Below are 12,122 nucleotides of genomic sequence, written 5' to 3'. Positions count from 1 at the left end.
TTATTAGGAATTAATTTTAATAGTATAACTTTTAGTATTATGAAAATAATAATGATTTTTGTAACTGTAGTTATTATTGGGTTTGAAATTTTTTCCTTTAGGTCTATTACTAATTATTATGAGTCTGCTCTTGTAGGAGCTATGCTAAATCAAGCAAAATATAATCAAGTTTTATATTCAAATTATTTGTCTAGGTATGATCTTTCAGAAATAGTTATTGGAGATAAAAATTCTTTTTATAGAAATAATGTTAGCCAGGTGCAAATTTTGGATAATTCTTCTAATGTTTTGTTTGATTCACTTGGTTCTACAAAAATTGGTAAAAAGATTAAAACTTCTGACGTGTTAAATGCAAACAAGGGAGAGTATTCTTATCAAAAACTTTTTAATGATAAAACTGGTGAAGAAGTAATAGCCTTATCATATCCTCTAAGTGATAATCAAAAACAAATAGGTATTATTAGGCTAATATCTTCAACAAAAAAGGTCAAAGAAAATGTAAATAATCAAATGATTATATTTTTGTTTTTTGGTCTGATAATTTTCTTTATAACTTTGATAGTATCCTACTATGCATCAAAAAGGTGGATTGTTCCTATTAAAAAATTAACTAGAGTTGGTGAAAAACTAGCTCAGGGAGATTTTAAGGTTAGAGCCAGTGAAAATGGTAAAAACGAGATTTCTGAACTTGGACAAACTCTTAATTATATGAGCGAGAGTATTGTAAAAAGAGAAGATATGAAAAATGAATTTATCTCTTCAGTTTCTCATGAGTTAAGAACTCCTCTAACTTCAATAAAAGGATGGGCAATTACCTTACAATCAAAAGATATTCAAAAAAATGAAGATATGTTAAACCAAGGTTTAACTATCATTGAAAATGAAGGTGAAAGATTATCTTTGATGGTGGAAGATTTATTGAATTTCTCAAGACTTTCTTCTTCATCTTTCCAATATGAAAAAGATGATTTGAATATTGTTGATATAGTTAAAGAAGTCTACAATCAACTTTATCCGAGAAGTTTAAATGAAAAAATTAATTTTGAGTTTAAAACTGCCTACGAAGAAATTTTAGTTCATTGTGATAAAAACAAAATGAAAGAAGTTTTTATAAACATTATAGATAATGCTATGAAATTTACTTCAAAAGAAGGACATATTGATGTCATGATTAGCAGGGATGAAGATTTTGTAAATATAGAAGTAAAAGATGACGGAGAAGGAATAAAAGAAGACGAAATTTCTTTTGTATCTAGTAAATTTTTCAAAGGTTCTTCTTCAAAAAGTCAAACTGGACTAGGTCTTTCAATTTGTGAAGAAATAGTAAAAGCTCATGATGGGAAATTAATTATAAAGAGTAAATATACTGTTGGAACATCTGTTACTGTAGTATTGCCGAGGGTTAAGCTATGATTAAATTAAAAAAATTAACTTTATTATTATTTCTTTTTATTTTGACATCTTGTAGCTTTGGCAGACCTGAAGATGTTACTGAATTAATCGAGCCACCTGCAGTTGAAGATCCAATTTTAAAAGGAACCTGGCAGGTTAGTGAAATAAAAAAATCCACAAATAAGGGTGAAACAATCAATGTTTCTGTTGGTGATAAGTTATATATAGACAAAAATTTGGTAGCTTTAAATGATGATTATGCATATCCACCAAAATTTTCTTCAAAATTTGTAAATTTAAAGTCATATTTAGAAAGCAGATCAGTTGATTATGATTTTTCAAAAAATTCATTCGTAAAAATTTTATCAGCTAGTCAAGGTCAATTGTATTCAAAAGATTTTATTATTTTAGAAAAAAACAAAATAGCTTATCTACAAAATGAATGTGCAGTAATTTTAAAAAAAATCGATAAATCAGTAAATAGAAGTGTAATAAAAAAATACGCAAAAAAAGCTTCTAAAGAAAGAAGCACTACAAAAACTGGTGAAAAAATCGAAAAAGATATAAGCGTTTTAATTGGAGTAAGAGAGAGGGTAGATAATAATTCATCTCACCCAAATTATTATTATTACACCTACTGCATAAGAATTGAACCAAGTAAAATGGCAAGAATTGAAAAAGCTGAACATATATTCTTCCCATTAAAAGAGGAATTTTGGAGACTTAAGTGTGAGCCAAACAATAAAACTAGAACTTATAACACCATTATGGCATATCCTGTAAAACTTGAAAATCACATAAATGATAGCAAACACAAGGGAAAATATAAGTTTTTAAATGATGATATTGATTTAAAAATAAATTATGTCAACGAAGATTATGTTTCTTTTGATTACACTCTTGTTAGCGATAAACTTCCTGTAAATAAATATGCTGTTTTAAGAACTGATGAAATATCTAAAGATTCTTTTTTAACAATAAATGAATTCACAGGAGATGACAACAGTAAACAAACTTTTAAAGATATTATTTTTGATCAAATAAGTAAAAATATAAGTTCAGTAGATAAAGATAAAATATCATATGATTTTACAAATTTTGGTTTTATAAGAAATTTAGGCTTATGGCAATTACAATCAACTTATCAAATGGAAAAAGATGATAATTTGGAACAAAAATCATTTTCTATTGACATAACTTTAAAGGAAGACCTTATTAATCAAGATAACAAAGATCTTACAATTGATAAGGTGAAAAATATCAATAGTCAAGCGAAAGATTATTTTGAACTTGCAAATAGCCAATATGTAGCTGTTCAAACTCCTGATGAAATTTTGTTTTATTCAATAAAAAACGGTCTTATTGACCCAAATCCAAAATTTTCTATCCAATTATCAAATTCGACTGATATAATAATGTTTGAACAAGGCTTGGGCTCATATGCAGAAAAATGGGAAAAATCTTTTAATGATAATAATATAATAATTCATTAGATAAAAATTGACTTATTTTTAAAATTTTTGATAATATTATTTAAGAGGTGAAAATGAAAATAGTACTTGCAACATCTAACAAGGATAAGGTTAGGGAAATTAAAGAAATTTTAGGAGAAAGCGTAGATATTTATACTACAAATGATTTTGATATAGAAAAATTTGAAGTTGTAGAAGATGGCGAGACCTTAAAAGAAAATGCCTATAAAAAAGCAAAATCTTTGTATGATATTTTAAAAATGCCGACTTTAGCTGATGATACTGGTTTATTTGTAAAATCTTTAGATTTAAGACCAGGTGTTCATTCTCACAGATATGCTGGAGAAAATCCGACTTATAAGGACAACAGAAATAAATTATTAAATGAATTGAAAGAATTTGATAATAGAGATGCTTATTTTAAAACAAGTGTTTGCTTTATTGATAAAGATGGAAAAGATTACTATTTTGATGGTAAGATTGATGGAGAAATAAGCGATAAAGAATATGGAGACAAGGATTTTGGCTATGATCAAATTTTTAAAGTCAAAGAAGTTGATAAAACATTTGGTCAAATGAGTGATGAAGAAAAAAATTTATACAGTCACAGGTCTTTGGCTTTAGAAAAGTTTAAAAAATTTTTGTTGAAAGAAGATTAAATGAGGATATTGGTAACAAGCGATACTCACGGAGATTTTTATTCAGTTTTAGACTATATAGAAAAAAATCCTATAGATTTAATGATTCATGCTGGAGATTACACAGAAGATGCAGAAAATATTTCTAAATACACTGGTATAAATTATGTTACAGTCAAAGGAAATAACGATTATGGGGATTATAAAAATTCTTTTGAGCAAATAATCCCCCTAGGAAAAATAAATATTTTATTAGTTCATGGTCACAGAGAAGGAGTATATTTTTCAAAAAATCAACTAATTCAAAAGGCTATGGACTATGACTGTAATTTTGTAATTTTTGGTCACACTCACATGTATTGTTATGAATATTTTGAGGATTTTGATATGTATTTATTAAACCCAGGTTCTCCATCACTTCCAAGAGATAATAAAGCAGGTTTTGTAATTTTAGAAATTGATGAAAAAATCAAAGTAAAAAAAATAGATTTAACAAAGGAATAAATATGGCAGGTTTAATAAGCTTAGTAGCAGATAATATTGCAAAACTAATAGTTTTGCCAATTTTATCTATAATAATAATAGGATTAACTTATTTTGTAAGTAGACACAATGATGAAAAAATCGTGAAATTTTACCCATCTTTTATAATAGGAATTGTAGGTCTTGCTATAGGAATAATTGCATTTTTTAGTTTGACAAGTGCAATTGGACTTAACTTGGCTTGGATTAGTGTGATTTTACTTTCAAATGCATTTATAGGGATACTTTTTGCAGGAATTATCGGTCTTTTTGATGATGTAAGAGATTATTATAAAGAAAATGAAAAGGTAAAAAGAAATGGGAAAAAATAAGGCTGCTTTTTTTGATATTGATGGAACCTTATTTAGAAATTCACTATTGATAGAGCATTATTTTCTTATGACAGAAGATGGAATTCTTGATAAGGAAAATTGGATTAAAAATGTATGGCCTCTTTATCAAAAATATCAGGATAGAAAAGGTCCTTATGAGGATTATTTAGATAAGGCTTCATTACTTTATCAAAAAAATCTGGTAGGAATTGACAAGGACACTATAAATATATATGCAAAAAAAGTGATTGAAATTAATAAAAGCAAAATTTATAGGATAACCAAAAATGCCTTGGAATTTCATAAAAATGAAGGATATAAAATATTTGTTATTTCTGGATCTCCAGATTTTTTGGTAAGAGACTTTGCAAAAATTTATGGAGCTGATGATACAATAGCAACAAAATATATTTTTGATGAAAATAAGAAATTTACTGGAAAAATCCTACCAATGTGGGATAGTAAGAATAAGAAAAAATCAATTGATTTTTTGACAAAAAAATATAATATAGACTTAGAAAAATCCCATGCTTACGGAGATACAAACGGTGATTTTTCTATGTTTGAAAAAGTAGGAAATGCTCATGCCATTAATCCAAGTTTTGAGCTAATAAATAGACTTTTCGCTGATAAAAATTTAAGAGAAAAAACAAAAATTCACGTTGAAAGAAAAGATGTAAATTATAATTTTTTGTTAAGAGATTTGAAGGTAAATTTTAATCAATTTTAAAAAAATTTTTGATGAATAAAATTAAATTGAAATATTTTAAATAGCTAGATTGTAAATAATTTATACAAAATTTAGGAAATATTGTATAAATTATACATTTGTTTTAGCTATTTTTATTTTTCTATAAATAAATATAAATAAATTTATTTGATTTTATGTTAAAATTTATTTACAGACTAAGAAGAGGGATAAAAAATATGACATCAAGTGCGGAAAAAAAACCAATAATTGAAAAACTTGAATATGATTATTTAATTAATGAGGATATATCTTCACTTAATACATTGATGTCACTTTATGATAATAAAAATTTTAGAAATTATAAAAAAAATAAATTTTTTATAAAACCTTATATACTAAAAAATTTAAAAAAGAATTTTTGGTATTTATCTGATATAGATCAAATAATAATAAGCTTAGATAAATCAATAGGTAAAGATTTAGATAGATTTGAATTTCTATTAACTTTAAAAAGTGAGTATAAGGCATTCAAGGATAAAGAATTAATTGATGACTTAGAGTACCTCGCTATTAACTATTATGGGGTGTCTTTTTTATTTGAGGAAAATGAAATTTTCACTGAGGACAATCCTTATGTAAAAGATGAAAAAGAAAATTATCTTAAAAAAATATATAACAACAAAGAATTGATTTCTAAAATTAGAAAAAGTGTTAAAAATTATTCTGATACATATTTAAAGTCAAAAGTTTTAAATCTTGATGTAAACACTAATAAACAATTAGCTTTTGATATTGATATGATTTACACTGAGGATATAACATTAAAGCAGGCTTTAGAAATAAACGACAAACTAGTAAGTCTACTTTATAACGTAGCTATTGATGTGTACGCTAATTATTATTGGAAGGGACTTTGTATTGAAGTTGTAAATAGGTATCATTAAAACAAAAGGGCGATTAGCCCTTTTTTAATTGTAAGTTTAAGAAAGGTTAGTATGATTATTTTAGGAATTGATCCTGGTATTGCTATTATGGGCTACGGGATTTTAGAAGTAAATGGAAATAGGTATAAAGTTCTAGAAAATGGTGTTATAACTACATCAGCAAAAACAAAAACACCTGAAAGACTTGAAATTTTATATAATAATTTAAATGATATAATAAAAGAATTTAAACCAAATGAGTTTGCTATTGAGGAGTTATTTTTTAATCAAAATGTTAAAACTGCAATTACTGTAGGTCATGCAAGAGGAATTCAAGTTTTGTGTGCCCAAGTAAATGATTTACCAATTTACGAATATACTCCTTTACAAATAAAGCAAGCAATAACAGGATTTGGTAGGGCAAATAAAAAACAAATGCAAGAAACAGTTACAACTTTACTAAATTTAAGTGAGGTTCCAAAACCAGATGATGCTGCTGATGCCTTGGCAGTTTCTCTTACTCACGCCTTTAGTCAAAGATTTAAAGAACAATTTAGGATGAATTAATGATTAGTTATATTATAGGTGAAATTAAATATATTGGTGAAGATAGTTTTGTTATTGAAAATAATAATATTGGTTATTTGATTAATTCTTCATTTAATACTATAAAGACTTTAGAAATAAACAATGAGTTTAAAATCTTTACCAAGATGAATGTAAGGGAAGATGATATTTCTCTTTTTGGTTTTTCATCAAAAGATGAACTTGAAGTTTTTGAGCTCTTAACGAGTGTATCAACTATTGGTCCAAAAAATGCCATAGCAGTTTTATCAACTTTAAATGTAGATAAGATAAAACTTGCTATAGTAAATAATGATATTGATACCTTGACCAAGGCTAAAGGAATTGGCAAAAAAACTGCATCAAGAATTATTCTTGAGCTTGTTGATAAGGTCAAGAAGATGGCGATAAACGAAGACTTAACAATTTCAGATACAAAGATTACAGGATCTAATAATGAAATAGAAGTAGCAAGAGAAGCTTTAGTAAATCTTGGATACCAAAGAAATAGTATTGATAAAGTTTTATCTTCACTTAAAGATTCTGACCTAAGCCTTGAAGAGATAATTAAAGAGGCTTTAAAACGAATGATTTAGGATGGACTTATGTACGATCAAAATGAGAGAATAGTTGGCTCTAATGAGCAAATAAACGATAAATACAAGGAAATGACCATAAGGCCTAAGTGGTTAAAGGATTATATAGGTCAAGATAAGGCAAAAGAAAAATTAAATATTTTTATAGAATCTTCAAAAAAAAGACAAGAACCCCTTGATCATGTTTTATTACAAGGTCCTCCAGGACTTGGTAAAACAACTCTTTCAAACATTGTTGCCAATGAACTTGGTGTAAATATTAGAATAACAAGTGGACCTGCCATAGAAAGACCATCAGACCTTGCAAGTATTCTTACAAATCTTGATAAGGGCGATGTATTATTTATTGATGAAATTCACAGAATAAATAGATCAGTTGAAGAAATATTATATCCTGCTATGGAAGATTTTGCCCTTGATATTATTGTAGGAAAAGGACCAAATGCCCAATCGATTAGGATTGATTTGGAAAAATTTACTTTAGTTGGAGCTACAACCAGGGCAGGTATGCTTTCAGCTCCTTTGAGAGATAGGTTTGGAGTTTTGTTATCATTAAACTTATATGATACAAAAGATTTGACAAAAATTGTAAAAAGATCAGCAGATATTTTAAATATTCCAATAGAAGATAAGGGAGCGTTTGAAATTGCAAGAAGAAGTAGGGGAACTCCTAGAATTGCAAATAGACTTTTAAAAAGAGTAAGGGACTATGCAATTGTTAAAAAAGATGAAGTCATTGATTATGAAACTTCTTGTGAAGGTCTTGAGCTCCTTGAAGTAGATCACATGGGACTTGATAATATGGATAAAAAAATTGTACTTACCATGTATGAAAATTTTGATGGAGGTCCAGTTGGAATTGATACAATTGCAGCTTCAACAGGAATAGAAAATGTTACTATAGAAGATGTTTATGAGCCATACTTGTTACAAATTGGGTTTTTGACAAGAACTCCAAGGGGCAGAATTCTTACAAAAAAAGCTTATGAACATTATGGATTGAAATTTGAGGATTAAGATGAGAACAGAAGATTTTGATTACTATTTACCAGAAGAATTAATAGCCCAACACCCGGCTGATAAAAGAGATTTTTCTAGGTTAATGGTTGTAGATAGAAAAACGGGTCAAAGAGAAGATAAACACTTTTATGATATTATAGATTATTTAAATGAAGGAGATCTTCTTGTAATGAATGATACAAGAGTTATCCCTGCAAGACTTTTCGGACATAGAGAAGGAAAAGAAGAAGAAATCGAAGTATTTTTACTTGAAAATATCGAAAAAGATAAGTGGGAAGTTCTAGTTAGACCTGGAAAGAAGATGAAAATTGGAACAAAATGTATTTTTTCTGATGAATTAAGTCTTGAGGTAGTTGATATAAAAGAAGATGGAAATAGGATTGTAGAATTTTCTTATGATGGAATTTTTCAAGAAATTTTAGATAGGCTTGGCAATATGCCCTTACCACCTTATATAAAAGAAAAATTAAAGGATAAGGAAAGATATCAGACAGTTTATTCCAAAAATCCAGGATCTGTTGCAGCACCAACAGCGGGACTTCATTTTACAAAAGAATTACTTAAAAAAATTGAGGAAAAGGGTGTAAAATTAGCCTATATTACTTTAAATGTAGGGCTTGGAACTTTTAGACCTGTAAAAGTTGATGATGTAAAAAATCACAAAATGCATTCTGAATTTTATCAAATAAGCAAAGAAACTGCAGATTTAATAAATGAAACTAAAAAAAATAATAAGAGAATTATTTCGACAGGAACTACAACAACAAGAACACTTGAATCTGTTTACAAGAAAAATGGTGAAATAAAAGAAGATTCTGGCTGGACTGATATTTTTATTTATCCAGGATTTGAATTTAAAGTTATTGATTGTCAAATAACAAATTTCCATCTTCCAAAATCAACTTTGATTATGCTTGTATCAGCTCTTGCAAGTAAGGAAATAATTTTGGATGCCTATAAGGATGCTGTTGATAAAAAATATAGGTTCTTTAGTTTTGGCGATGCTATGTTTTTGAAATAGGAGAGAAAATGCCGATAAAATACGAATTAATAAAAAAAGATAAATATTCCAATGCAAGGTGTGGAATAATTCACACAGACCATGGAGATATACCAACACCAATTTTTATGCCAGTTGGAACAAAGGCTACAGTAAAAACTATGAGTGTTGAAGAATTAAAAGAAATTGATGCAAAAATAATTTTGGGCAATACCTATCATTTATATTTAAGACCAGGCATGGATATCATGAAAAAAGCTGGTGGTCTTCATAAATTTATGAATTGGAATGGGCCAATACTTACAGATAGCGGTGGATTTCAAGTATTTTCTTTGTCAGATACAAGAGATATTTCAGAAAAAGGTGTAGTATTTAGATCTCATATTGATGGTTCAAAACATTTATTTACACCAGAAAAATCAATTGAAATTCAAAATGATATCCATTCAGATATAATGATGAGTTTTGATGAATGTATACCATATCCTGCAGATTATAAATATGTAGAAGAATCTGTAGAAAGAACAATAAGATGGGCAAAAAGAGGTCTTGATTATCACAAAGCTAATTCCCACAAAGACCAATCCTTATTTGGGATTATTCAAGGTGGAATGTTTGAAGATTTAAGAAAAAGATCAGTCGAAGAAACTTGTGCTATGGATTTTGATGGATATTCATTGGGAGGTTTATCAGTAGGAGAACCAAAAGAGGAAATGATAAGACTTTTAGAATATACAACCCCACTTTTGCCAGAAGATAAACCAAGATATAACATGGGAGTTGGAAGTCCTGATTATTTATTTGAATCTTTTGAAGCTGGAATTGATATGGCAGATTGTGTGCTTCCTACAAGAATTGCCAGAAATGGAACTGCAATAACATCAGAAGGAAGACTTGTAGTAAGAAATGCAAAATATAAGGAAGATTTCACGCCTCTTGATCATGATTGTGATTGTTATACTTGTAGAAATTATTCAAGGGCCTATATAAGACACCTAGTTAATGTAAATGAAATTTTAGGAGCAAGGCTTCTAACCTACCATAACTTATATTTCTTGCTTAAATTGTGTGAAAATATTAGAAAATCTATAATGGAAGATAGGTTTTTGGAATTTAAAAAAGAATTTTACAAAAAATATGGATATGAATCTTAAATTAGAATATATAATTTTAATAATTTTAGCCTTGATGTTTTATTTTTATTCTTTAAAAGATGATTTGGATAAGAAAAAGAATAAAAAATTTATCAAAAAAAATCTCAAAGTAGGTTCAAAAATTTTAACAGAAAGTAAAATTATTGGAGAAGTAATAGAACTTAGCACAACAGATTGCCTAATTATTAGTGGTAAAGATGAAAAATATTCTTATTTTCTTATAGAAACTGATAGTATAGAAAAAATATTAGAAATTTAAAAGCTTTTCTAGATTGTTTAATACAGTCTAAAAAAGCTTTTTATTTTAATTATTTTTAAGTAAAAAATTATATTCATCTGGACTTTTTCGAATTTTTTCAGGATCTTTAAAAAAGTCTTTACTTAATTTTACAACAATTGGAGCAAGGTTAATTAGGGCAAAGAGGTTAGGAAGTGCCATAAAACCATTTAATATATTTGCAATAATCCAAACTAGACCAAGATCCATATTTGCTCCAAGAAAAACGAAAATAACATAAATAATTCTATAAGGAATTATGATTTTTTCTCCAAATAAATATCTTAGGGCAGTTTCTCCATAATAGGCCCAGCCTAAAATTGTTGAGAATGCAAAAAGACTCAAGCCAACACTAACAATTAAATTTCCAAGGCTAGATCCTGTTGCAAATGCTCTTGCAACAAGGCTTGCTGCATTTTTTGTATCATTAATATCCACATTTGTAGAAAGAATTACAAGGGCTGTCATTGTACAAATAATAATTGTATCAACGAAAACCTCACTAATTCCCCAAAGACCTTGACGAACTGGGTGATCAGTTGATGCACAAGCGTGAGCCATTGGAGATGAACCAAGACCTGCTTCGTTTGTAAAAACTCCCCTTGCAACACCAGCAGAGACAACCGCTTTTACAGAAAGTCCTGCAAAAGATCCTCCTAAACTTTTTGGATTAAAAGCTCCAACGAAAATGGACCTAAAAGCTGGCAAAATATTTACCTTATTTAAAAATAAAATCCACAAACAACCGATTATGTATAAAAATGACATAAAAGGAACTAATTTTTCGGTAACTTTTGTTATAGAATTAATTCCACCAACTATTACAGTTCCAGCCAAAATACATAAAACCAAACCAGTAATTATTGTATTTATTCCAAAAGAATCGTGTAAGACACCTGAAATTGCATTTGCTTGGGTAGAATCTCCAATTCCAAAAACGGCAATTCCAGCAAAAATTGCAAAAGTTTTTGCTAATTTTTTATTATTTAAACCTTTTTCTATATAATACATAGGTCCACCAACAAATTGGCCGTTTTTCTTTTCTCTATAGGCAAGTGCCAAGGTAACTTCAGAAAACTTTGTGGCCATGCCCAACAAAGCAGCAATCCACATCCAAAAAATTGCTCCGGGTCCACCTAAAATTATAGCAAGTGAAACTCCTACAATATTTCCTGTTCCAACTGTAGCTGCTAGGGCTGTTGCCAGGGCTCCAAAAGGACTTATGTCACCTTTATGATGTTCACTTGGTTTTTCAAAAATTTTTCCAAGTGTATTTTTAAGTGCATAGGGTAATTTTCTAAATTGTATAGCCTTTGTTTTTATACTTATGTAAATTCCTGTGCCAACTATTCCAACCATTAAAGGAAATCCCCACAATAAATTTTCAAAACTTTTTAATAAATCTATCATTCTTTTCTCCATAAAATTATTTTTTATTATTTTATTTCTATTTTTATAAATTTCAAAATAATTTATAAATTATCAAAATTTTACATTTTTATAATAATTTTTTTATGATTATATCTATATCTTTATATTGA

The 12,122-nt window shown here is 28.0% G+C and carries 14 protein-coding genes; 13 read left to right on the top strand and 1 reads right to left on the bottom strand.

From position 1 onward, the window contains the following. Nucleotides 1-39: 39 nt before the first annotated feature. The 13 genes from BN2087_RS06730 to BN2087_RS06670 all read left to right on the top strand — a co-directional run bounded on the left by BN2087_RS06730 (nucleotide 40) and on the right by BN2087_RS06670 (nucleotide 10,563). Nucleotides 40-1,413: a sensor histidine kinase gene (locus tag BN2087_RS06730; RefSeq protein WP_342399198.1), complete on the top strand. Its 1,374-nt coding sequence runs from the start codon at nucleotides 40-42 to the stop codon at nucleotides 1,411-1,413. Beyond that, nucleotides 1,410-2,885 carry a hypothetical protein gene (locus tag BN2087_RS06725; RefSeq protein WP_049691061.1) on the top strand — a complete coding sequence of 492 codons (1,476 nt, stop codon included), beginning with the start codon at nucleotides 1,410-1,412 and terminating at the stop codon, nucleotides 2,883-2,885. Before BN2087_RS06730 ends, BN2087_RS06725 begins: the two co-directional genes overlap by 4 nt. Nucleotides 2,886-2,938: 53 nt before the next feature. After that, nucleotides 2,939-3,523, top strand: a complete 585-nt coding sequence (gene rdgB / locus BN2087_RS06720; protein ID WP_049691060.1) for an RdgB/HAM1 family non-canonical purine NTP pyrophosphatase — start codon at nucleotides 2,939-2,941, stop codon at nucleotides 3,521-3,523. Continuing rightward, entirely contained in the window at nucleotides 3,524-4,006 is a 483-nt protein-coding gene (locus BN2087_RS06715) for a YfcE family phosphodiesterase (protein WP_049691059.1), read from the top strand. Nucleotides 4,007-4,008: 2 nt separating this feature from the next. Further along, entirely contained in the window at nucleotides 4,009-4,356 is a 348-nt protein-coding gene (locus BN2087_RS06710; protein ID WP_049691058.1) for a hypothetical protein, read from the top strand. Beyond that, nucleotides 4,343-5,086, top strand: a complete 744-nt coding sequence (locus BN2087_RS06705) for an HAD family hydrolase (RefSeq protein ID WP_049691057.1) — start codon at nucleotides 4,343-4,345, stop codon at nucleotides 5,084-5,086. Before BN2087_RS06710 ends, BN2087_RS06705 begins: the two co-directional genes overlap by 14 nt. A gap of 155 nt (nucleotides 5,087-5,241) precedes the next feature. Next, the gene (locus tag BN2087_RS06700) at nucleotides 5,242-5,991 is read left to right on the top strand and encodes a hypothetical protein (protein ID WP_245190864.1); all 750 of its coding nucleotides are present in this window, start codon (nucleotides 5,242-5,244) and stop codon (nucleotides 5,989-5,991) included. Between the two features lie 51 nt (nucleotides 5,992-6,042). Next, the gene (ruvC, locus tag BN2087_RS06695; RefSeq protein WP_049691055.1) at nucleotides 6,043-6,537 is read left to right on the top strand and encodes a crossover junction endodeoxyribonuclease RuvC; all 495 of its coding nucleotides are present in this window, start codon (nucleotides 6,043-6,045) and stop codon (nucleotides 6,535-6,537) included. Beyond that, nucleotides 6,537-7,130, top strand: coding sequence for a Holliday junction branch migration protein RuvA (gene ruvA, locus BN2087_RS06690; RefSeq protein WP_049691054.1), 594 nt, complete (start codon nucleotides 6,537-6,539; stop codon nucleotides 7,128-7,130). Before ruvC ends, ruvA begins: the two co-directional genes overlap by 1 nt. A 9-nt stretch (nucleotides 7,131-7,139) precedes the next feature. Next, on the top strand, nucleotides 7,140-8,147 hold the full coding sequence (ruvB, locus tag BN2087_RS06685) for a Holliday junction branch migration DNA helicase RuvB (protein ID WP_049691053.1): 1,008 nt from the start codon (nucleotides 7,140-7,142) through the stop codon (nucleotides 8,145-8,147). Nucleotide 8,148: 1 nt separating this feature from the next. After that, nucleotides 8,149-9,171, top strand: a complete 1,023-nt coding sequence (queA, locus tag BN2087_RS06680; RefSeq protein WP_049691052.1) for a tRNA preQ1(34) S-adenosylmethionine ribosyltransferase-isomerase QueA — start codon at nucleotides 8,149-8,151, stop codon at nucleotides 9,169-9,171. A gap of 8 nt (nucleotides 9,172-9,179) precedes the next feature. Then, nucleotides 9,180-10,304, top strand: a complete 1,125-nt coding sequence (gene tgt / locus BN2087_RS06675) for a tRNA guanosine(34) transglycosylase Tgt (RefSeq protein ID WP_049691051.1) — start codon at nucleotides 9,180-9,182, stop codon at nucleotides 10,302-10,304. Beyond that, nucleotides 10,294-10,563 (top strand): preprotein translocase subunit YajC, encoded by a 270-nt coding sequence (locus BN2087_RS06670; RefSeq protein WP_245190862.1) that lies wholly within the window; start codon nucleotides 10,294-10,296, stop codon nucleotides 10,561-10,563. Before tgt ends, BN2087_RS06670 begins: the two co-directional genes overlap by 11 nt. 45 nt (nucleotides 10,564-10,608) lie before the next feature. Here the strand turns inward: BN2087_RS06670 and BN2087_RS06665 are convergent, their stop codons facing one another. Beyond that, nucleotides 10,609-11,991: an alanine/glycine:cation symporter family protein gene (locus tag BN2087_RS06665; protein ID WP_049691049.1), complete on the bottom strand. Its 1,383-nt coding sequence runs from the start codon at nucleotides 11,989-11,991 to the stop codon at nucleotides 10,609-10,611. Nucleotides 11,992-12,122: the final 131 nt, after the last annotated feature.

The sequence above is a fragment of the Anaerococcus jeddahensis genome (genome assembly GCF_001182725.1).
GTDB lineage: Bacteria > Bacillota > Clostridia > Tissierellales > Peptoniphilaceae > Anaerococcus > Anaerococcus jeddahensis.
This window is presented reverse-complemented; position numbering and strand designations above follow the sequence as displayed.